General features: G+C 74.4%; 17 protein-coding genes. 11 read left to right on the top strand and 6 right to left on the bottom strand.

Annotation, left to right across the window (positions count from 1 at the left end; genetic code table 11):
* Positions 1-23 precede the first annotated feature (23 nt).
* From pta to MNZ29_RS08685, 3 genes are all read left to right on the top strand, one after another.
* A complete protein-coding gene (pta, locus tag MNZ29_RS08695; RefSeq protein WP_242336417.1) occupies positions 24-2,168 on the top strand; it encodes a phosphate acetyltransferase in 2,145 nt (714 codons plus the stop codon).
* A gap of 253 nt (positions 2,169-2,421) precedes the next feature.
* Positions 2,422-2,778: a response regulator gene (locus tag MNZ29_RS08690; RefSeq protein WP_242336414.1), complete on the top strand. Its 357-nt coding sequence runs from the start codon at positions 2,422-2,424 to the stop codon at positions 2,776-2,778.
* A 208-nt stretch (positions 2,779-2,986) separates the two neighbouring features.
* Positions 2,987-3,571, top strand: a complete 585-nt coding sequence (locus MNZ29_RS08685; RefSeq protein WP_242354906.1) for an HdeD family acid-resistance protein — start codon at positions 2,987-2,989, stop codon at positions 3,569-3,571.
* Between the two features lie 93 nt (positions 3,572-3,664).
* On the opposite strand, the gene MNZ29_RS08680 is transcribed toward MNZ29_RS08685, so the two are convergent.
* On the bottom strand, positions 3,665-5,611 hold the full coding sequence (locus MNZ29_RS08680) for an APC family permease (protein ID WP_242336408.1): 1,947 nt from the start codon (positions 5,609-5,611) through the stop codon (positions 3,665-3,667).
* A gap of 412 nt (positions 5,612-6,023) precedes the next feature.
* On the opposite strand from MNZ29_RS08680, the gene MNZ29_RS08675 reads away from it, so the two are divergent.
* The 8 genes from MNZ29_RS08675 to MNZ29_RS08640 all read left to right on the top strand — a co-directional run bounded on the left by MNZ29_RS08675 (position 6,024) and on the right by MNZ29_RS08640 (position 14,584).
* Positions 6,024-6,197: a hypothetical protein gene (locus tag MNZ29_RS08675; protein ID WP_242336405.1), complete on the top strand. Its 174-nt coding sequence runs from the start codon at positions 6,024-6,026 to the stop codon at positions 6,195-6,197.
* Positions 6,194-6,286: a K(+)-transporting ATPase subunit F gene (kdpF, locus tag MNZ29_RS08670; protein WP_242336402.1), complete on the top strand. Its 93-nt coding sequence runs from the start codon at positions 6,194-6,196 to the stop codon at positions 6,284-6,286. The genes MNZ29_RS08675 and kdpF overlap by 4 nt, the downstream gene beginning before the upstream one ends.
* Positions 6,283-8,028 (top strand): potassium-transporting ATPase subunit KdpA, encoded by a 1,746-nt coding sequence (gene kdpA, locus MNZ29_RS08665; RefSeq protein ID WP_242336399.1) that lies wholly within the window; start codon positions 6,283-6,285, stop codon positions 8,026-8,028. Before kdpF ends, kdpA begins: the two co-directional genes overlap by 4 nt.
* Before the next feature lie 3 nt (positions 8,029-8,031).
* Entirely contained in the window at positions 8,032-10,116 is a 2,085-nt protein-coding gene (gene kdpB, locus MNZ29_RS08660; RefSeq protein WP_242336396.1) for a potassium-transporting ATPase subunit KdpB, read from the top strand.
* An 8-nt stretch (positions 10,117-10,124) separates the two neighbouring features.
* Entirely contained in the window at positions 10,125-10,691 is a 567-nt protein-coding gene (kdpC, locus tag MNZ29_RS08655) for a potassium-transporting ATPase subunit KdpC (protein WP_242336393.1), read from the top strand.
* Between the two features lie 33 nt (positions 10,692-10,724).
* A complete protein-coding gene (locus tag MNZ29_RS08650) occupies positions 10,725-13,421 on the top strand; it encodes a sensor histidine kinase KdpD (RefSeq protein WP_242354904.1) in 2,697 nt (898 codons plus the stop codon).
* On the top strand, positions 13,418-14,119 hold the full coding sequence (locus MNZ29_RS08645; protein ID WP_242336387.1) for a response regulator: 702 nt from the start codon (positions 13,418-13,420) through the stop codon (positions 14,117-14,119). The genes MNZ29_RS08650 and MNZ29_RS08645 overlap by 4 nt, the downstream gene beginning before the upstream one ends.
* Positions 14,120-14,203: 84 nt before the next feature.
* Entirely contained in the window at positions 14,204-14,584 is a 381-nt protein-coding gene (locus MNZ29_RS08640) for a hypothetical protein (RefSeq protein WP_242336384.1), read from the top strand.
* A 33-nt stretch (positions 14,585-14,617) separates the two neighbouring features.
* Here MNZ29_RS08640 and MNZ29_RS08635 read toward each other — a convergent pair whose 3' ends face one another.
* The 5 genes from MNZ29_RS08635 to MNZ29_RS08615 all read right to left on the bottom strand — a co-directional run bounded on the left by MNZ29_RS08635 (position 14,618) and on the right by MNZ29_RS08615 (position 20,756).
* Entirely contained in the window at positions 14,618-16,117 is a 1,500-nt protein-coding gene (locus tag MNZ29_RS08635) for an RIO1 family regulatory kinase/ATPase (protein WP_242336381.1), read from the bottom strand.
* A gap of 27 nt (positions 16,118-16,144) precedes the next feature.
* Complete coding sequence (locus MNZ29_RS08630) at positions 16,145-16,900, bottom strand: translation initiation factor 2 (protein WP_242336378.1); 756 nt, start codon at positions 16,898-16,900, stop codon at positions 16,145-16,147.
* Between the two features lie 133 nt (positions 16,901-17,033).
* Positions 17,034-18,053 carry an electron transfer flavoprotein subunit alpha/FixB family protein gene (locus MNZ29_RS08625; RefSeq protein ID WP_242354902.1) on the bottom strand — a complete coding sequence of 340 codons (1,020 nt, stop codon included), beginning with the start codon at positions 18,051-18,053 and terminating at the stop codon, positions 17,034-17,036.
* Between the two features lie 17 nt (positions 18,054-18,070).
* On the bottom strand, positions 18,071-18,883 hold the full coding sequence (locus tag MNZ29_RS08620; RefSeq protein WP_242336372.1) for an electron transfer flavoprotein subunit beta: 813 nt from the start codon (positions 18,881-18,883) through the stop codon (positions 18,071-18,073).
* A gap of 52 nt (positions 18,884-18,935) precedes the next feature.
* Positions 18,936-20,756, bottom strand: a complete 1,821-nt coding sequence (locus tag MNZ29_RS08615; protein WP_242354900.1) for a 4Fe-4S ferredoxin — start codon at positions 20,754-20,756, stop codon at positions 18,936-18,938.
* Positions 20,757-20,774: the final 18 nt, after the last annotated feature.

The raw sequence follows: 20,774 nt of genomic DNA, 5'->3' as shown, positions 1-20,774 counted from the left end.
CCCGCTGCCTCCCGAAGGTCCGAATGCCCCGCACCCTCCTCGTCGCCCCCGCCGGCCGCCAGGTCGGCGTCACCACCGTCTGCATCGGCCTCGTCCGCGCGCTCGACCGCCTCGGCGTCCGCGTCGCGTTCGCGAAGCCGATCGCCCCGCGCGGCGAGAACCGCGCGGCGGCCCTCGTGCGGCTCGGCGCCCAGCTCGATCCGCCGGAGCCCATCGCCCGCGCGGAGGCGGAGGAGCTGCTCGCGACCGGCGACGACCAGACGCTCATGGAGCGCGTGGTGGCGCTCTGCGCCCGCGCCGCCGAGGGCGCGGACGTGCTCGTCGTCGAGGGGATGGCGCCCGAGCCGGGCATGGTCTACTCGACGCGCGTCAACGCGCTCATGCTGAAGGCGCTCGACGCGGAGCTCGTCGTGGTGGGCTCGCCGCGCGGCGAGACGCCCGCCGAGCTCGCGAACGCGGTGGCGATCGCGGCCCGCGGCCTCGGCGCCGACGTGGACGGGGGCGCCGTCGGCTGCGTCCTGAACCGCGTCACGGGCGCCGGAGCGGCGGGCGCCTCCCCCACGGCGGAGGGGCGCACGCACTGGGTGGACGCCGCCGCCGAGGCGGAGGACGTGCCGGCCGCCGAGCTCGACGCCTACGCGGCCGCGCTCCGCGGCGAGAAGCTCCGGCCCATCGGGATCGTCCCCTCCCGCGGCGACCTCGCCGCGCCCCGCGTGAAGGATCTCGCCGGAGCCCTCGGCGCCAGGGTGCTGCGCGCGGGCGATCACGAGCACCGGCGGATCAGCAGCGTGGCGCTGTGCGCGATGAGCGTGCCCGGCTCCATCAAGGTGTTCCGCCCCGGGACGCTCATCATCACCCCCGGTGACCGGAGCGACATCGTCGTCGCCGCCTCCCTGGCGGTGCTGAACGGCATGCCGCTCGCGGGGCTCCTCCTCACCGGCGGCGTCGTGCCGGAGGAGCACGTCTTCGCCATGTGCGAGCCGGCGCTCGCGACGGGCCTCCCCGTGCTCGCGGTGGAGGACGGCAGCTACGCGGCGGCGAGCGCCGTCGCGGCGATGAACCTGCAGATCCCTCCGGACGACGTGGAGCGGGTGGAGCGGGTCATGAACGCGGTCGCCGACCGCATCGACGGCGAGTGGCTCTCGGGGGTCGTCCGCGCGCAGCGCAAGCGGCGGCTCTCGCCCCCCGCGTTCCGCCACCGCCTCGTCGAGGCGGCGCGCGCGGCGAACAAGCGCATCGTGCTCCCCGAGGGGACCGAGCCGCGCACCATCGCGGCCGCCTCGATCGTGCAGGAGCGCGGGATCGCGCGCTGCGTGCTCCTCGGGGCGCCCGACGAGGTCCGGGACGTCGCCCGGAAGCACGGCGTGACGCTGCCGGCGTCGCTCGAGATCGTCGACCCGGTGAAGATCGCGCCGCGCTACGTGGAGCCGCTCGTCGAGCGCCGCCGGAGCAAGGGCATGACGCCCGAGGTCGCCGCCGGCGAGCTCGGCGACAGCATCATGGTGGGGACGATGATGATGGCGCTCGACGAGGCGGACGGCCTCGTGTCGGGCGCCCTCCACACCACCGCGCACACCATCCGCCCGGCGCTGCAGATCATCCGGACGGTGCCCGGCTGCGAGCTCGTCTCCAGCGTCTTCTTCATGTGCCTGCCCGAGCAGGTGCTCGTGTTCGGCGACTGCGCGGTGAACCCGAACCCCACCGCCGAGCAGCTCGCCGACATCGCCATCCAGAGCGCCGACTCCGCGCGCGCGTTCGGGATCGAGCCGCGCGTGGCGATGCTCTCCTACTCGACCGGGACGAGCGGCGCGGGCGCCGACGTCGAGAAGGTGAAGCGCGCGACCGACCTCGCGCGCGCCCAGCGGCCGGACCTGCCGATCGACGGGCCCCTCCAGTACGACGCCGCCATCGTGCCCGCCGTCGGGCGCCAGAAGGCGCCGAAGTCGGAGGTGGCGGGCCAGGCCACCGTGTTCGTGTTCCCCGACCTCAACACCGGCAACGTCACCTACAAGGCCGTCCAGCGCAGCGCCAACGTGGTGAGCATCGGCCCGATGCTGCAGGGGCTCGCGAAGCCCGTGAACGACCTCAGCCGCGGCTGCCTCGTCGAGGACATCGTCTTCACGATCACCCTCACCGCCATCCAGGCGCAGCAGCGCGCGGCGCGCTGACCCGATCCGACCTGACGTATCGCCGCATCTCCACGAGGGGATGCGTGCGCGCGGGCGAGACGCGGTCGCGTCGATTGCCGGGTCGACGTGGCGCGGAGCTGGGTGCGAAGCGCCGGAACACGCAGGGGCGCAGCTCCGCCGCCTCGCGCCCTCGAGCACCGCGAGATGGCGTCTCGCTCCGCGCCGCGCGCGGCGCGCGACCGCCCGCCTGCCTGAATTTGCCCGCGCGGCCGGAGCGTGGCAAACGGGCGGCATGCGGCAGCGCGTGCTCGTGGTGGACGACGATCAGGATCTCCGGGATGCCCTCGCGCACCGACTCTCGAACGAGGGGTTCTCGGTCGATCTCGCGCGCGACGGCGCGGAGGCGCTCGCGCAGCTCGACACCGGGCTCAGCCCCGTGGCGATCGTGCTCGACCTCGGCATGCCCACCATGAGCGGCTGGCAGTTCCGCGACCTGCAGAAGCGGAACCCCCGGCTCGCGGAGATCCCGGTCGTGGTGATGACCGGCCAGGCGCCGCTCGGGATCGACGTGCAGCACGTGCTCGAGAAGCCGTTCGCGATCGAGCGCCTCGTCGAGACCATCCGTCGCGTCGCCGTCGTGAGCTCGTAGATCCTCTCCGCTCCGTCCCGTACCGCTTCGGACCGCGCCCGAGCGCGCGGACGGGCCGCGGCGCGTGCGCGCGCCAGGGCGTTCGCTGCCTTGCGGGGCCCCGCGCCCGTCCCCAAAATCCCCTCGCAACGGAACCACACGACGCTCGCGCGGCGGTCGCCGAGGCCGCGTGCCCCGGCCGCCTCGCCTCGTCGAGAGGAGAGCGGCCATGACGTACCTCTTGCTGGCGGATCGGTGGTGGGCCCTCGCGCTCCGCGGCGTGGCGGCGATCGTGTTCGGCGTCCTGACGTTCGTCGCTCCGCAGGCGAGCCTCTTCGCCCTCGTGGTGCTCTTCGGCGTGTACGCGATCGTGAACGGGGCGATCCTCCTCGCGCTCGCCTTCCGGCGCCCGAGCGGCGAGCCGCGCTGGGGATCGCTCGCCTTCGAGGGGATCCTGAGCATCCTCGCCGGCGCCGTCGCGCTCGGCTGGCCCGGCATCGGCGCCCTCGCGCTCGTCTTCGTCGTGGCGAGCTGGGCCGTGGTGACGGGGCTCGCCCAGATCGTCGCGGCCGTGCGCCTGCGCAAGCGCATCCGCGGAGAGTGGCTGCTCGGCCTCTCCGGCGCGCTGTCCGTGGCCTTCGGCGTCCTGCTCCTCGCCGCCCCTGCGGCCGGCGCGCTCGCGCTCGCGCTCTGGGTGGGCGCGTACGCCGTGCTGTTCGGGGCGCTGCTCCTCGCGCTGGGCCTGCGCCTGCGCGCCTGGGGCCGCTCGCCGGCCCACCGGGTGCCGCCCGGCGGCATCCCGGCGACCACCTGACGCGACCCGCGACTTGGGCTGCGGTCTCGTCGCGGTCGAGCTCCCGGGGGGCGGTCGGGGCGCGGCGGCTCGGGGATGGAGCGCCGCGCCGGCTCACCCCCCGTCGGCGAGCACCCGCACCGGCATCACCATCGCGGAGAGCCCGCGGAACTGGAGCCGGCGCTGGAGCGCGTAGGCGGTCTCGTTGTGGAGCAGCCGCTGGAACCAGCGCTCCTTCTGGAAGACGAGCTTGCCGGCGAAGAACACCGCGCGCGGGAACTCCTGGGCGATGGACGCGCAGAGCCGCTCCCCCACGTCCACCGCCTCGGTCCCGAGGTCCATGCGCCAGTCCGCGGCGAGCTTCAGCCGGTGCGCGAGCTCCACGTACTGCTCGAGGCTCGCCTGGGTGCGCGCCCGCACGCGATCGACCTCCTCGATCCCCTTCATCGCGGCGGAGTCCACCACCCCGACCGAGATGAAGACGAAGTTCTTGAAGAAGTTGGGGAACGTGCGCTGCACGGTGAGGAGCGCGTGCACGCCGAGGCCGCTGTAGCCCCCGACGAGGAGCACCGCGGTGGGCGCGCGCGGGTCCATGGCCGGCCGGGGACCACCCGGCGCCGGCGGCAGGACCTCGAGGATCGCGTCGAGCCGCTTCAGGCTGTCCTGCACGGCCCGGTAGTGCCGCCGGATCACGAAGCAGAGCCCGACGACGAGCCCCGTCACGGCGATGGTGATCCAGCCGCCCTGCTCGCCCTTCTCGTAGATCGTGCCCGCGAGGATCGACGCGCAGAGCGCGAAGGCGACCCCGTGGATGGCGAGCCCGCGCCGGCGGCCGGCCGTCCGGGTGCGACGCCAGTAGCGCAGCATGGCGAACTGGGAGATCGAGAACGTCACGAACACGTTGATCGCGTACATCGTGACGAGCCGGGTGATGTCTCCCCGCGTGTAGTAGAGCGTCGCGAGCGACGCCGCGCCCATGAGCAGCACGCCGTTCTGCGTGGTGAGCCGGTCGGAGAGCTGGGCGAACCGGTGCGGCAGCCATGAGTCGGTGGCCATGTTCGCCATCACGCGCGGACCGTCGATGAAGCCGGCCTGCGCGGCCACCACGAGGAGCGCGGCCTCGGCGAGCAGCGTGACGACCACGAACCCGTGGCCCACGGCGAGACCGCCGGGCCGGAAGCCGCCGGCGAACCGCTCGAGCAGCACGGCGTTCATGGTCTTGCCCGGCTCCGGCGCCGCGCGGAAGAGCAGGTAGCAGACGAGGATCCCGGCGGCCGTCACCGCGAGCGAGACCGCCATGTAGGTCATGGTCCGGCGGGCCGTCGCGACCTTCGGCTCGCGCATGATCTGGATGCCGTTCGAGACGGCCTCGATGCCGGTGTACGTCCCGGCGCCCATCGAGTAGGCGCGGAGGAAGACCGCGAAGAGGCCCACCGCGCCGAGCTCGGCGACGCCGGCGCGCAGGCCATGCGTGACCTCCCCCGCGACGCGGGGCACCTCGGTGACGTGCGAGCCGACGCCGCCGGCGATCAGGATCACGTGGGTGACGAGGAACAGGCCGAAGATCGGCGCGAGGAAGGAGACGGACTCCTTCACGCCGCGGAGGTTGAGGACGACGAGCAGCGCGATGGCGGCGATCTCGGCGGGCAGCTTCCACGGGCTGGAGCCGCCGGAGAGGAAGCTCCAGATCGCGTCCCCGCTCGAGGCGATCGACACGGAGATCGTGAGCACGTAGTCCACGAGCAGCGCCGCCCCGGACACGACCCCCACCCGCGCCCCGAGCAGCTCGGTCGCGACCACGTACCCGCCGCCGCCGAAGGGGAAGCGCTTGATGATCTGCCCGTAGGCGACCGAGATGATGAGGACCGTGAGGCCGGTGGCGAGCGCGAGCGCGACCGCGAGCGACGTGTGGTGGCCGAGCGCCCGGAATGCCTCGTCGGGACCGTAGGCGGACGACGAGAGCCCGTCGGCCCCGAGGCCCACCCACGCGAGGAGCGCGACGAGCGAGATGCCGTGATGCGTGCGCGGGTCCTGGACGTCCCTCGGCGCTCCGAACAGCACGCGTCGAAGGCGGGCGCCGAGGGTCGCCGGGCTCTCCGCCTGGGAAGGTGCCGTCTCGGCCGGCGCCGGTGCGCCGTTCCCTTTGCGTCCTTGGAGGGGCTCTAGCGGGGGGTTTGCCATGTGCACGGAGAGCTTCGCGGCCGGGACCTCGGCCCGGCATCAAGACTGCGCATGCCCGTATCAAGGCGGCGTCAAGGTGCCCGGTGCCGGGCGAGCGCGACCTCCGCCGGCCGCCGTGTTCGTTGACGGGACGCTGACGGCGCGGCGACGAAGCTTGACCCGGCGCTGACCTCCCCGCCCGTACGCTCCAGGGTGAGGAGAGATTATGCCGTCACGACCCGGCCGACTTCGACTCGTCGTCACCTCGCGAGAGGGCACCGCGGCCGCGTCCGTGCCCGCCCGCGGAGATCTGGTGCTCCTGGCCATGCTCCTCGCGGTGAACCTCGTCCCCGTGATCGGGGAGATCGCTCACCTTGGCCGCTGGGGCGGCTCGACGCTCGGCTTCGCGACGGCGTGCGTGCTCGTCACGGGCCGGGAGCTCTGGCTCGAGGTCCGGGCGTTCGCCCGCGCCCGGAGGACCGCGTGACGATCCTCACCTCGATCGCCGGCGCGCTCGCGCTCGGCCTGACCGTGTACCTCGTGTTCGCGCTGCTCTTCCCGGAGAGGCTCTCGTGACCGGGGCGGCGTACGCCGAGATCGCGGTGTTCTTCGGCACGCTCACGGTGCTGGCCGTCCCGCTCGGCGGCTGGATCGGCCGCGCGATGCGCGGCGAGGCCCCGCTCGTGGGACGTCTGCTGGGCCCCGTGGAGCGCGCGGTCTACCGGCTCGCCGGCGTCGATCCCGCGGAGGAGATGAGCTGGCGCCGTTACGCGGCGGCCGTGCTCGCCTTCAACGGTGCCGGGCTCCTGCTGCTCTACGCGCTGCAGCGGCTCCAGCCGGCGCTGCCGCTCGACCCGGGGCGGCTCGCCGCGGTCCCGCGCGACGTCGCCGTGAACACCGCCGTGAGCTTCGTCACCAACACCAACTGGCAGAGCTACGGCGGCGAGGCGACGCTGAGCCCGCTCGTCCAGATGGCAGGGCTCGCGGTCCAGAACTTCCTCTCGGCGGCGACGGGGATCGCGGTGCTCGCCGCGCTCACGCGCGGGCTCGTGCGCCGCTCGACGCAGGGGCTCGGCAGCTTCTGGGTCGACCTGACGCGGAGCACGCTGCACGTCCTGCTCCCCCTGTCGCTCGGCCTCGCCCTGCTGCTCGCCGGGCAGGGGGTGGTCCAGTCCTTCGGTGGCGTGGGGCGATGGCCGCTCCGCGACCCGGTGCCCGACGCGAGCGGTCGGCCGGTCGTCGAGCAGGCCATCCCGATGGGCCCCGTGGCCTCGCAGGTCGCGATCAAGCAGCTCGGCACCAACGGAGGCGGCTACTACGCCGCGAACTCGACGCATCCCTTCGAGAACCCGACGCCGCTCACGAACCTCGCGGAGGCGCTCGCCATCCTCCTCGTGCCGGCGGCGCTGTGCTTCACCTTCGGCGGGTGGGTGGGGGATCGGCGGCACGCGTGGACGCTGTACTCGGCCATGCTCGTCATCCTCGTTCCGCTCACCATGGCGACCGTCGCCGCCGAGCAGGCCGGTAACCCGGCGATCACGGCGGTCGGCGTGGACGAGCAGCCCGGGCCGCTCCAGGCGGGCGGAAACATGGAGGGCAAGGAGGCGCGCCTCGGACCGGTGGACGCCGGGATCTGGGCGGCGGCGACGACGGCCGCGTCGAACGGCTCCGTCGACGCGCAGCACGACAGCCTCACGCCGCTCGGCGGCCTCTGGCCCATGTGGCTCATGCAGCTCGGCGAGGTCGTGTTCGGCGGCGTCGGCTCCGGGCTGTACGGGATGCTCCTGTTCGTCGTCGTGGCGGTGTTCGTCTCCGGCCTGATGGTCGGCCGCACCCCCGAGTACCTCGGCAAGAAGATCGAGGCTCGGGAGATCAAGCTGGCGAGCGTCGCCATCCTCCTGCCGTCGGCGGTCGTCCTCGGCGGTACGGCGCTCGCGTGCCTCGTCCCCTCCGCGGCGGCCGCGGCGGCGAACCCCGGGGCCCACGGGTTCAGCGAGCTCCTCTACGCCTTCTCCTCGGCGGCGAACAACAACGGCTCCGCGTTCGGCGGCTTGACCGCGGACGGACCGTTCTGGACGCGCGCGACGGACGTCGCGATGCTCGTCGGTCGTTACGGGGTGCTCGTCCCCGTCCTCGCCATGGCGGGAGCGCTCGCGCAGAAGCGCACCGTTCCGCCGAGCGCAGGGACGCTCCCGACCCATGGCCCGCTCTTCGCCGGGCTGCTCGTGGGGACCGTCCTCCTCGTGGGCGCCCTCACGTTCCTGCCTGCGCTCGCGCTCGGGCCGATCGTGGAGCACCTGCAGCTCCACTCCTGGTGATCCATGGACGTCGCCGCCCATCCGCCTGCCCGAAGCCGGACGCTGCTTCCACGAACGGTCGTCGGGGCCGCTCTGCTCGACGCGCTGCGGAAGCTCGACCCGCGAACCCTGGTCCGCAACCCCGTGATGTTCACGGTGGAGGTCGGCAGCGCCTTCACGACCGCGCTCTTCCTCCACGCGCTCGTGACCGGGCGGGGCGACGCGCCCGCCGGGTTCATCCTCGCCGTCGCCGCCTGGCTCTGGTTCACCGTGCTGTTCTCGAACTTCGCCGAGGCGATCGCCGAGGGGCGCGGGAAGGCGCAGGCCGACACGCTGCGCCGCGCCCGCCGCGAGGTGGTGGCGACGCGGCTCGCGACCCCGTCCCGCGCCTCGCCGCGCGAGGACGTCCCCGCCGCTCGCCTCCGCCCGGGGGACGTCGTCTGGGTGGAGGCTGGCCAGATCGTGCCCGGCGACGGCGAGGTGATCGAGGGGATCGCGTCGGTGGACGAGAGCGCCATCACCGGCGAGAGCGCCCCCGTCATCCGCGAGAGCGGCGGAGATCGGAGCGCGGTCACGGGCGGGACGCGCCTCCTCTCCGACTGGCTCGTGGTCCGCATCACCGCCGAGCCTGGCGGGTCGTTCCTCGACCGGATGATCGGGCTCGTGGAGGGCGCGAAGCGCCAGAAGACCCCCAACGAGATCGCGCTCGACATCCTGCTCGCCGCGCTCACGCTGGTCTTCCTCCTCGCGACCGCCACGCTCCTGCCGTTCTCGGTCCACGCGGTCCGGACGGCCGGCGCCGGGGCGCCGGTGGGGCTGACGGTGCTCGTCGCGCTCCTCGTGTGCCTCATCCCAACGACCATCGGCGGGCTCCTCTCCGCGATCGGGATCGCCGGGATGGACCGGATGATCCGCGCGAACGTGATCGCCACCTCCGGCCGCGCCGTCGAGGCCGCCGGCGACGTGGACGTGCTCCTCCTCGACAAGACGGGGACGATCACCCTCGGGAACCGCCAGGCCACTGCGTTCCTGCCGGGCGACGGCGTCGCGGAGCGAGCGCTCGCCGACGCGGCGCAGCTCGCGTCCCTCGCGGACGAGACGCCGGAGGGGCGCAGCATCGTGGTGCTCGCGAAGGAGCGGCACGGGCTCCGCGGGCGGACGCTCGAGCCCGGCGCGCTGTTCGTCCCCTTCGCCGCCCAGACGCGGATGAGCGGCGTCGACGTCGGCGCCCGCCGCGTGCGGAAGGGGGCGCTGGACGCCGTCGCCCGGTTCGTCGAGGCGGAGGGTGGACGCCTCCCGGACACCGTGCGCACGATCGCCGAGGACGTCGCGCGCCGCGGGGCGACGCCGCTCGTGGTCGCCGACGGGAGCAGGGCGCTCGGCGTGATCGAGCTGAAGGACGTCGTGAAGGGCGGCATCGCGGAGAAGTTCGCCGAGCTGCGGCGAATGGGGATCCGCACCGTCATGATCACCGGCGACAACGCCCTCACCGCGGCCTCCATCGCCGCGGAGGCAGGCGTCGACGACTTCCTGGCCGAGGCCACGCCGGAGATGAAGCTCGCGCACATCCGCGGCTGGCAGGCGAAGGGCCACCTCGTGGCCATGACCGGCGACGGCACGAACGACGCGCCTGCCCTCGCCCAGGCCGACGTCGCCGTCGCCATGCACACGGGCACGCAGGCGGCGAAGGAGGCCGGCAACATGGTCGACCTCGACTCGAACCCGACGAAGCTCATCCAGATCGTCGAGATCGGAAAGCAGCTCCTCATGACGCGCGGGGCGCTCACGACCTTCAGCATCGCGAACGACGTGGCCAAGTACTTCGCCATCATCCCCGCGGCGTTCGCCACGACCTACCCGCCCCTCCGCGCGCTCGACGTCATGCGGCTCCACTCGCCCGCGAGCGCGATCCTGTCGGCCGTCATCTTCAACGCGCTCGTGATCGTCGCGCTCATCCCGCTCGCGCTCCGCGGCATCGCCTACCGTCCCGCGCCGGCGAGCGCGATCCTCGCGCGGCACCTGCTGCTCTACGGGCTGGGGGGGCTCGTCCTGCCCTTCGCGGGCATCAAGCTCATCGACCTCGCGCTCGCTGCGCTCCACCTGGCCTAGAGGTGCCCGTGATCCGCGCCGTCTCCGTGCTGCTCGCCGCCTTCACCCTCCTCCTCGGCGGCGTCTACCCGGCCGTGGTGACCGGCCTGTCGCGCGTGCTGTTCCCCGCGCAGGCGACCGGCAGCGTCGTGAGCGCCGGCGCTCGCCCCGCCGGCTCGGCGCTCGTCGGGCAGCCCTTCACCTCGCCGCGGTACTTCTGGAGCCGGCCCTCCGCGACGACCCGCGTGCCCTACGACGGCCTCGCGTCCGCGGGATCGAACCTGGGCCCGACGAGCCCCGCGCTCGTCGCGGCCGTTCGCCGCCGCGTCGAGGCGCTCCGGACGGCCGACCCCGGGAACGTCGCGCCCGTTCCGGTGGATCTCGTGACCGCCTCCGGCAGCGGGCTCGACCCGCACGTGTCGCCCGCCGCGGCGCTCTATCAAGTGCGGCGCATCGCGCGCGCGCGCGGCCTTCCGCCGGACCGGGTGCGCGCGCTCGTCGAGGCGCACGTCGAGCGGCCGCTCCTCGGGCTCTTCGGGGCTCCCCGGGTGAACGTCCTCGCGCTCAACCTGGCGCTTGACGGGCTCGGTCAGTGATGGCTTGGGTTCGGAGGTGACTGGAGCGCGGCCATGACACGGCAGCCGGGGCGCCCGGATCCGGACGCGCTCCTCGCGCGCGTCACGGCCGAGGCGCGGCGCGAGGCGCGCACGCGGTTCAAGATCTTCTTCGGCTTCGCGCCCGGCGTGGGCAAGACGTATCGCATGCTGCAGGTCGCGCGGGACCTCGAGGCCGAGGGGGTCGACGTGGTGATCGGCGCGATCGAGACCCACGGCCGCTACGACACGGCCGGCCTCATGCTCGGGCTCGAGATGCTGCCGCGGCGTGCGCTGCCGTATCGCGGCCGGGTGCTCGAGGAGTTCGACCTCGACGCCGCGCTCGCACGCCGCCCCCGCATCCTCCTCCTCGACGAGCTCGCGCACACGAACGCCCCCGGCTCGCGCCACGCGAAGCGCTGGCAGGACGTGGTCGAGCTGCTCGACGCGGGCGTCGAGGTGTACACGACCCTCAACGTCCAGCACGTCGAGAGCCTGAACGACGTGGTGGAGCAGATCACGCACGTCCCCGTGCGCGAGACGGTGCCCGACTCCATCCTGGAGCGCGCGGACGAGGTGGAGATCGTGGACGTCGCGCCGGAGGAGCTCCTCCAGCGCCTCCGGGAAGGCAAGGTGTACCTGCCCGAGCAGGCGGAGCGCGCCCGGGAGCACTTCTTCCAGCGCGGGAACCTGCTCGCGCTCCGCGAGCTCGCCCTGCGCCGCATGGCGGAGCGCGTGGACTCCGACGTCCTCGAGTATCGCGCGGAGCACGGGGTGGACGTGCCCTGGCCCACCGCGGAGCGCGTCCTCGTGTGCGTCGGCCCCGCGCCCGACTCGGCCCGGCTCGTCCGCGCCGCGCGCCGGATCGCGGCGGGCCTGCGAGCTCCCTGGGTCGCCGCGTCGGTGCAGGCCTCGGGGAGGCCGCCGCTCGGCGACGAGGATCGCGAACGCCTCGAGGCCCACCTGCGCCTCGCCGAGTCGCTCGGCGCGGAGGTCGCGCGGCTCACGGGGGTGGGCGTCCCGGACGCGATCCTGGAGTTCGCCCGGCGGCGCAACGTCACGCGCATCGTGCTCGGCAAGCCGCGCCACCCGCGCTGGCGCGACCGGCTTCGCGGCTCCCTCCTCGACGACATCATCCGCGGCAGCGGGGACATCGAGGTGACCGTGCTCGCCGGCGGGGCCGACGATGATCACGAGCGCGTTTCTGCGGTGCAGCGAGCGCCCGCGCGCGGCGCCGGATACCTGCGGGCGCTCGTCGTCATCGCGCTGACCACCGCCGTGGCGCGCGCGGCGCGGGCGCTCCTCGGCGTCCCCGACGTCGAGATGCTGTTCCTGCTCGGGGTGATGATCGCGGCGCTCACCACCGGACGCCGCGCCTCCGTCCTGGCGGCGGCGCTGGCGGTCGTCTCGTACGACTTCTTCTTCGTGCCGCCGCCGTACACGCTGAACGTGTCCGACGCGCGTTACCTCCTCACCTTCGTGATGCTCTTCGGCGTGAGCGTCGTCATCGGCACCCTCACGCTGCGGCTGCGCGAGCAGCAGGCGGCGGCGGTCGGCCGCGAGCGCAGGACCTCGGCGCTGTATGGGATCAGCCGCGAGCTCGGCGCGGCCCTCGACGACGAGGGCGTCGCGGCCGTGTGCGCCAGGGCGATCGCCGAGGCGTTCGACGTCGAGGTCGTGTTCCTGCGCGTACGTGGCGACGGCGATCTCTCCGACCTCGCGGCGGTTCCGCGCGAGGCGGCGCTCAGCCCGTCCGAGCGCGCGGTCGCGCAGTGGGTCGCCGCGCACGGGCAGCCCGCCGGGCGCGGGACCGACACCCTCCCCGGGGAGCCGGTGATCTGCGCACCCGTGCGCGCGTGGGGTGACGTCCTCGCGGTGCTCGCCCTTCGGACCGAGGGCGAGCGCGGGCTCGGCGCAGAGCAGCACACGCTGCTCGAGGCGCTCGCGCGCCAGGTGGCGCTCGCCCTCGATCGCGTGCGGCTCGCCGCGGAGGCGCGTCAGGCTGCGCTGCGGGCGAAGACCGAGGAGCTGCGCAGCGGGCTCCTCTCCTCGGTCTCCCACGATCTCCGGACGCCGCTCGCGGCCATCACTGGGGCCGCCTCGACGCTGCGCGCCGAGGCGGAGCTGGATGCCGCCACGCGGAGGGATCTCACGGACGCGATCTGCGAGGAGGCGGAGCGGCTCGAGCGGCTCGTCGCGAACCTGCTCGACATGACCCGGCTCGACTCCGGCACCGTGGAGCCGAAGCGCGAGTGGGTGCCGCTCGTCGAGGTGATCGGCGGGGCGCTCACCCGGCTCGAGCGCCGGCTCGCGGGGAGGCCCGTCACGACCACGCTGCCGGACGATCTGCCGCTCGTCTCGATCGATCCGGTGCTGCTCGAGCAGCTGTTCAGGAACCTCCTCGAGAACGCCGCGAAGTACACGCCCCCGGGCTCGCCGCTCGACATCCGCGCGGAGCGCGACGGGGGTACGCTCTCCGTGGACGTGGCGGACCGCGGCCCCGGGATCCCCTCGGGCGACGAGGAGCGGATCTTCGAGCGGTTCCACCGCGGCGCGCACGCCGGGGTCCGGGGCGTCGGCCTGGGCCTGCCCATCGCCCGCGCCATCGCCCAGGTGCACGGGGGCAGGCTCGTCGCCGCCAATCGCCCCGGCGGGGGCGCCGTGTTCCGGCTCACCCTGCCCTTGCCGTCCGAGCGGCCGCCGCCCGCCGAGCCCGCGGAAGGCAGCGCATGACGGCGACCGGACCGCTCGTGCTCGTCGTCGACGACGAGGCGCAGGTGCGCCGGTTCCTGCGCGCCGCCCTCACCTCGCGGGGGTACCGGCTCCTCGAGGCCGAGACGGCGCGCGAGGCCGAGCAGCTCGCGACGAGCCACACCCCCGACGTCTACCTCCTCGACCTCACGCTGCCGGACGGCGACGGGGTGGATCTGGCGCGGCGCCTGCGCGAGTGGACGACGGCGCCGATCGTCGTGCTGTCGGCGCGAGGCCGCGAGGAGGACAAGGTGAACGCCCTCGACGCGGGCGCGGACGACTACCTCACGAAGCCGTTCGGCGTGAACGAGCTGCTCGCCAGGCTCCGGGTCGCGCTGCGGCATGCCCAGGCGCGGCCCGGCGAGCCCGCCGTGATCGAGGCCGGACCGCTCCGCGTGGACCTCGCCCGGCGCGAGGTGACCGTGGACGGTCGCGAGGTGCGGCTCACGCCGACCGAGTTCCGCCTCCTCGCGCTGCTCGCGCGACACGCCGGAAAGGTGCTCACCCACCGTCAGATCCTGCGGGAGGTGTGGGGTCCGAACGCGACGGAGGCGCACTACGTCCGCGTGCACATGGCCGAGCTCCGCAAGAAGGTCGAGGCGGACCCCGCCCGGCCCCGCCTGCTCGTCACCGAGCCGGGCGTCGGCTACCGGCTCCGCGACCGCGTCGAGGGCGCCTGAAGCGTTCGCCGCGGGGCGCACGGGCCGCGCCGGTGGCCGCCCGCCGAGCGCGAGGCCACCTTCTCTGCAGGGAGGGAGAAGATCATGCGACTGTCACTGTTCGTGTCGGCGCTCGTCCTCGCCGCGGGGCTCGCGGGCTGCGCGACGTCCACGCGCGAGACCCAGCGGCCCGCCAGCCCGGCGGCCGCTCGCTCGCCCATCGCCAGCGACCATCCGTTCGAGGTGAAGGGCACCGTGAAGTCGGTCGGCGATGGGCTCCTCGGGATGGGGCGCAGCGTCACCATCGCGCGCGAGGGCGCGCCCGCCGCAGAGCTTCACGTGGCGGAGGAGACCCGCGTGACGCTCGACGACCGTCCGGCCAAGCTGTCGGACCTGCGCGAGGGAGACGAGATCCGCGCGCGCTTCGACTTCGACAAGAGCACGCCGGTGGCGATCGAGCTCCAGGCGAAGCCGAAGCGACGCTGACGCGCCGGGCGCCTCGCCGGCTCGACCGATGTTCTACCCGCGCCTGCGGTGCGGGTGACGGCGCTCGTGCTGGGGGGACGGCCCCTCCCCGCGCGGAGCGCCGGGAGGCGGACCGGAGGGTCTGCCCTGCTGCGGTGCGACGGGTGCAGCCGGGCCGAGCGGCGGACGACTCACGCGGATCACCTCCGGCGCGGGAGCGTCGCGGCGACGGGCCGGTCCGCCACGTCCAGGCTGCCGCGGTCCGCCCGCGCGCGGCGCGTTCTGCGGCTGGCGCGGTCCGGACTGCTGCTGCGGCTGGCGCTGTCCGGGCTGCTGCGGCTGGCGTGGCCCGGACTGCTGCTGCGGCTGGCGCTGTCCGGGCTGCTGCGGCTGGCGCGGTCCGGGCTGCTGCGGCTGGCGCGGCCCGGACTGCTGCTGCTGCTGGCGCGGCCCGGACTGCTGCTGCTGGCGCGGCCCGGACTGCTGCTGGCGCTGTCCCGGCTGCTGCTGCTGGCGCTGTCCGGGCTGCGCCGGACGCTGTCCGGCCTGCTGCGTGGTCGGCTCGTGGCGTGCGCCGGGCGAAAGGTGCGAAATCTGCCGCGGCCCGGACCCGGAGGGCTCGTGGTGGGCGCGCGGCTGCGCGGGCGCGTGGGTCTCGCGCGCCGGGGGCGCGTGCGCCGGCCGCTCCCGCCGTTCCTGCCAGACGCGATCCCGGCGCGGCTCCTGCTGCTGCGGCCGCTGCGGGTGACGCTCGCCGTGACCGCGCCCGTGCCGCTGTCCCTGCCTCTCGCCTCCCCGCGCGGCGGGCTCCGGCGGCCGGCCACTCGGCACGAAGTCGGAGCTGAGCTCGCGCCGTACGTACGCGCGCCAGATCTCGTGCCCGTCCCCGGAGGCGGCGTGGAGCTCGGGGGCGATGCCGGCGAAGAACCGCCGCACGTTCTCGAGGTCGCGCTGGAAGAACGACTCCGCCTGGCTGTTGTGCGCGGCGCCGACCACCTGCGGGAAGTCGATCACCACCGGGCCGTTCCAGCCGAGGAGGATGTTGTAGGGCGAGAGATCGCCGTGGATGAGATCGCACCCGAGCATCCGGACGATCTGGCTGCGCAGGTCGGCGTAGAGCGCCGCCGCCTCCTCGGGCGCGACCTGCGCGTCCACGAGGCGCGGCGCTGGGTGTCCGTTCGCGTCGACGACGAGCTCCATGAGGAGCACGCCCTCGTAGAACATCACCGGCCTGGGGACCCGGACGCCGGCGGCGTGCAGCGCGTGGAGCGCGTCGGCCTCCTTCGCCTTCCACGCCTCCTCGGCGGCGGCCTGCCCGAAGCGGCTGCCCCGGTCCATCGCGCGCTGCATGCGCGAGTCGCGGACCTGCCGCCCTTCCTTGTAGCCGGCGTTGTTCCGGAAGCTCCGCGCCTCGCGCGCCTTGTAGACCTTGGCGGCGACGACCTCGCCGCCGTGGCGGACGAGCCAGAGGTCCGCCTCCTTGCCGCTCTTGAGGCGCGCGCAGACCTCTTCGATGACGCCGTCCGCCAGGAGCGGTGCGAGGGGATCGTGCATGCTCGTCGGGTGGGTCCTTGCGCGAGGCTACTTCTTCGGGGCACCGCCCGGACGACCGCCACCGGCGCCGCCACCCGGCCTCCGGCCACCGCCGCCCGGCCGTCCGCGACCGCGCTCGTTCTTGCGATCCTCGCGGAGCGAGTCCATCGAGAAGCCGCCGGTCGCGCCGGCCTTGGTGCCGCCAGCGCCGCGGCCGCCACCGCCGCCTCCCCGACCGCCGCCGGGTCCACCGCGACCGCCACGGCCACCGCGGCCGCCGCGCTCGTCGCGGGGAGAGCTCACGGTCTGCTTCATGCTCTGCGGGAAGAAGTCCACGAGGTACTGGTGACCGCCGCTCGTCTTCGCGCCCGGGACCGGCTCCTCGACGCCGAACACGCGGACGAGCCGCACGTCCTCGGCCCGGCGCCCCACCACCTCGACGGCGGCGCGAAGCATGGCGAGCCGATCGCCCGACAGGCCCGTGGCCGTCGCCACTGCGGCGTCGAGCGCGGCCTTGACCGCCTCGCTCTCTCCCTCCGCCGCGGGCTTCGGCGCCTCTGCCGTCGCCGCGGGCGCTGCCTCCGCCGTCTCGGCGGGCGCAGCGGCCTCGACCGGCGCGGCCTCCTGCGCCTCGGTGGGCGCCTCGGCGACAGCGCCCTCCGGCGCGGCCGGGGCCGGCGCCTCGGCGGCCGCGGCGACGGGGGCGGCCGGCTTCTCCTCGGCCGGGAGTGAACGCCGGGCCTGGGCGACCGCGGCCGCCGCCGTCCTAATCAGGGATCCGCTGAGCTCGGTGAGCGTCTTCATGCGGGCGTAGCCATACACCGTCCGGGCGGTGTCGGCAAAGGGCTGCCTGGCGCGAGCGCTCGTCTGCCGGCTCCGCGAACCCGGCGACGCGAGAGGAGCGGGGCCTGGTCCGGCGCCGGCCGGTCGAGGTTCGTCACCTCTTCGCGGCGAGAAGCGCGTTCACCTTCTCCATCACCGCGAAGGCGTCCGCCACGTACAGCACGTCCGCCTTGCCCCTCGCCCACCCGCAGCCCGCGTCGAGGTTCACCGCGCGCCGCTCGCGGATGAAGCGCCAGCCGACGACGTGCGGCTCCTCACCGTGGCAGCAGGTCGCGAGCCCCTTGGGATGGCGAGGGGTGGAGCCGGTCTGGCCGACCTGGTTCAGGTGTGTCATGAACTCGAACACCTTCTGCCCCTCCCCCGCCTGATCCACGAGCGACTTGGACGAACCGAGCGAGGCGCCGGCGCTTCGCAGGAGGCCGAGGATGAGCTGCTCGGCGCGCTCCGGCTCGGGCTTCCCGGACGCCTGCTTCTTCGTCCAGCCCGCCCCGGCGACGAAGAGGAGCTTCGCGTCGGGGCGGATCGTCTGCTCGCCCGACGAGGGCGCCCGCAGCCCCAGGACCTTCGTCCGCGTCAGGCCGTCGGCGGAGAGCGCGAGCCGCTCGACCACGGGGGAGGCGCCGCCTTCGACCGTCGCCGCGGGGTACGCGCCCGGATCGACGAGCAGCACCCAGGGGCGCTCCTCGCGCCGGAGCTTCGCCTCGATGCGCTGCTTGTAGAACCAGCGGGTGATGGCGACGCCGCCGTCGGACGCGACCTGCGTCACGTGGGTGTCCACGCGCCCGCCGAGCCGCTGCGCGACCCCGGCCGCCACGCGCGCCATTCGGCTCGTCGCGGGCGCGACGACGACGGTCGCGCCGGAGGCCCTGGCGAGCGCCGTGGCGGCCGCCGCGTCGGTGCCGTAACGCGGGTCGTCGAAGGCGGGGCCCTCGACGGCGAGCACCTTCGTGGCGCCTGCGCCCGCGAGCGCCGCGGCCGCCCGCTCGACGGAGGCGCCGAACAGGCCGACGGCGAGCGGCCCGCCGACAGCGCGCGCCGCGGAGAGCGCCTCGAGCGCGGCGCGCGGGAGGCCGCCATCGGCCTCGGTGTGGGTGAGGAGGAGGACGGTGTCCATGGTCGGGCTCCCTCGCGCTAGTCCTGGGCGATCCACTCGACGAGCTCGCGCGCGACGTCGTCGGGGCTCATGTCCTTCACGATGCGGGTCTCGCGCTGCGTCCTCGGCACGGCGACCGAGAGGTACTCGACGCGACCGGTGCCGACCGGCGCGGGCGCGGCCTTCTGCAGGGCCGGCATGATCGCGCGCATGTTGGCCATGCCGACCTGCGGGTTGTTCTTGGGCTCGCCGAGGCTGCCGGTCGCCCAGCCGAGCACCGCGGGGGCGCCGGCGCAGGAGGACACCTGGTGCCTCCCGCCCTCCACGCGCTCGAGCACCTCGAACGCGCCGTCCGGACCTGGCGTGAGCTGGTCGACGCCCTGGAACTGATCGGGGATCTCGAGCCGCTCGCCGACGAGCTGGAGGGTGACGCCCGCACCGCGCGAGGCCGACTCCCAGCCGCCGAACAGGAGCAGCCGGGAGCGATCGAGGCCGGGGAGCGCCTTCACGGCGTCGGCGAGCCTCGCCGCGACCTCGTGGGGATCGGTGAAGCCGCCGGCGGGGCCGTCGAGCGCGACGAGCTCGAAGGGGACCCGCTGGCCGACCGCCATCATGACCTGCTGGAGCTTCGCCTTCGGGCCGAGCGAGAGGAGCGTCACCTTCGAGCCCGGCGTTCGCGCCGCGAGGTTCGCCGCCTCGTACAGCGCGTGGGCGGCCCACGGGTCGAGCACGTGCGGCAGCATGAGCTCGTTCTTGAGGCCCGGCCCCTGCGGCGTCTGGGCGGGCTCGAGGGTCTGGAGCGGGTCCGGGACGACGCTCCCGAGGACGACGATCTGGTATCCGGTGCTCATGGGCTCCTCGTCGTGCGCGCCCGCCGGCGAGCGGCGGGGGCGGGGTTTGCGATCAGTTCTCCGCGGAGTGAAGCCCGCCCGTCCCGGCGCGGAGCTCGAGGTTCACCTCGTCGGTCCCCTCGAGGCGTCCGGTGCAGCTCCACAGGCACGCGCCGCAGTGGACGCACTTCTCGCGATCGAAGCTCGGCACGCCGTCGGCGCCCGGCCGGAGCGCCTCGGCCGAGCAGATCTCGACGCAGACGCGCTTGCCGCAGGCGCGGCAGCGCTCGGCGGAGCGGAACCCGACGTGATCCGCGTAGCCGGGGGGCGCCTGGACCTTGCCGCCCATGAGGAGCGCGTCCTGCTGCGACACGAGGAGCTTCCCGTCGAGCGGCACGGCCGGCCAGCCGGCGCGATCCATGAGCGCGTCGTGCAGCGGGACGCCCCTCGCCTCGCACTCCGCCCGCAGCCGCGCGAGCTCCTCGGCCGGGATCCGGCCCGCGTAGAAGTCCTCCAGCGTGCCGACCGCGTCGGCCGGGTGCGGCGGCTCGTGGCCGAGCGACACCCTGCCGCGCGTGAGGCCCGCGAGCGCCATCCCGACGAGGCCGGGCACGAACCCGCGCTGGAAGCCGTCGCGCGCCTTCTCGGCGATCCTCGCCTCCGCCTCGATCCAGCTCGCGCGGCGACGGGCGACGTAGGCCTCCTCCAGGCCCTCCTTCGTGAGCGGCCTCCCCGCCTCTAGGAGCGCGATGACGCCCTCCGCGAGCTGGACGCCCGTCGTGAAGGCCTCGTCCACGCCCGAGGACGTGAGGACGTTCGTCGAGCCGGAGCCCTCGCCGATCCGCGCGAACCCGTCGCCCGCGAGGAACGGCTCGCCGCGCCGCCCGGACTCGAGGAGCGACTTCGCCCCCCAGGACCGGAGGCGCGCGCCCTCGAGGTGCCGCCAGATCGCGGGGTGCTGGACGTAGTGCTGTAGGTAGCGATAGGTCGTGCGCGCCGGCGACGCGAAGCCGCTCGGGACGAAGATGCCGACCGACGCGACGTGATCCGGGTGGACGTACAGGAACCCGAAGATCTCCGGCTCCGGGAACCCGAGCGTGTGGAGCACCGTGCCCGGCTCGAGGCGCGTTTCCTCCGGGAGGTCGACCACGAACTTCATGCCGACCGCCCACTCGCGCCGCGCGTTCCCGGGGGGCATGCCGAGCTCGGCGTCGAGCTGGCGCCCGACCGCGCCGACCGGCCCGTCGCCGACGACGGTCAGCGCGGCCCGGACGTCCATGCCCGGCATGAACGCGGCGTCCGGGAGCCCCTGGCGATCGACGCCCTGGTCGACGAGGCGGACGCCCCGGACCTTGCCGTCCTCGACGAGCGCCCGCGCGACGGGTGTCCCCGGCCAGAGCTGGACCGCGCCGGACGCGAGCACCTGGGCGCTCATCCACTGCATGAGCTGGCCCATCGAGAAGACGAAACCGTCCTGCTTGTGCAGGAACTCGGGCGTGAAGGGGAGCTCGAGCGCCTCGTCGGCGAAGGGCAGCACGCCGCGCAGCGCGCGGATGGTCCGATCCGCCGCGCGCAGCGAGGCCGACCGGCGGCTCGCGCCGAGGGGATCGAGCAGGTAGAGGACGCGCTCGTCCTTCACCCTCGCCGCCATGGGGATCTGCGCGCCGTCGAGGTCCGGGAACGCGGCGCGCAGGCCGCGGGCGCGCGTCACGACGCCCGACACGCCGAAGCCGAGGTCGTCGGCGCGCTCGTAGCAGACCACCTGCAGCGGCAGGCCCGGCGCCGCGGCGCTCTCGAGTGGCGGGAGGTCGGACGCGGAGAGACGGCGCGACAGGGTGGTGAGGAAGCCGGCCGTGGCCGGCCCGAAGCCGACGCAGGCGATGTCCACGGACATCGTCTGGCGCTCCGGCTG

The sequence above is a fragment of the Anaeromyxobacter sp. SG64 genome, from assembly GCF_022690745.1.
GTDB lineage: Bacteria > Myxococcota > Myxococcia > Myxococcales > Anaeromyxobacteraceae > Anaeromyxobacter > Anaeromyxobacter soli.
The sequence above is the reverse complement of the archived record's forward strand: the minus strand, read 5'-3'. Positions and strand labels throughout refer to the sequence as shown.

Excerpts from the sequence above, each read along its gene's own strand:
- pta (WP_242336417.1), top strand. The coding sequence starts at position 24 with ATGCCCCGCACCCTCCTCGTCGCCCCCGCCGGCCGCCAGGTCGGCGTC.
- MNZ29_RS08690 (WP_242336414.1), top strand. The coding sequence starts at position 2,422 with ATGCGGCAGCGCGTGCTCGTGGTGGACGACGATCAGGATCTCCGGGAT.
- MNZ29_RS08685 (WP_242354906.1), top strand. The coding sequence starts at position 2,987 with ATGACGTACCTCTTGCTGGCGGATCGGTGGTGGGCCCTCGCGCTCCGC.
- kdpB (WP_242336396.1), top strand. The coding sequence starts at position 8,032 with ATGGACGTCGCCGCCCATCCGCCTGCCCGAAGCCGGACGCTGCTTCCA.
- MNZ29_RS08650 (WP_242354904.1), top strand. The coding sequence starts at position 10,725 with ATGACACGGCAGCCGGGGCGCCCGGATCCGGACGCGCTCCTCGCGCGC.
- MNZ29_RS08645 (WP_242336387.1), top strand. The coding sequence starts at position 13,418 with ATGACGGCGACCGGACCGCTCGTGCTCGTCGTCGACGACGAGGCGCAG.
- MNZ29_RS08640 (WP_242336384.1), top strand. The coding sequence starts at position 14,204 with ATGCGACTGTCACTGTTCGTGTCGGCGCTCGTCCTCGCCGCGGGGCTC.
- MNZ29_RS08635 (WP_242336381.1), bottom strand. The coding sequence starts at position 16,117 with ATGCACGATCCCCTCGCACCGCTCCTGGCGGACGGCGTCATCGAAGAG.
- MNZ29_RS08630 (WP_242336378.1), bottom strand. The coding sequence starts at position 16,900 with ATGAAGACGCTCACCGAGCTCAGCGGATCCCTGATTAGGACGGCGGCG.
- MNZ29_RS08625 (WP_242354902.1), bottom strand. The coding sequence starts at position 18,053 with ATGGACACCGTCCTCCTCCTCACCCACACCGAGGCCGATGGCGGCCTC.
- MNZ29_RS08620 (WP_242336372.1), bottom strand. The coding sequence starts at position 18,883 with ATGAGCACCGGATACCAGATCGTCGTCCTCGGGAGCGTCGTCCCGGAC.
- MNZ29_RS08615 (WP_242354900.1), bottom strand. The coding sequence starts at position 20,756 with ATGTCCGTGGACATCGCCTGCGTCGGCTTCGGGCCGGCCACGGCCGGC.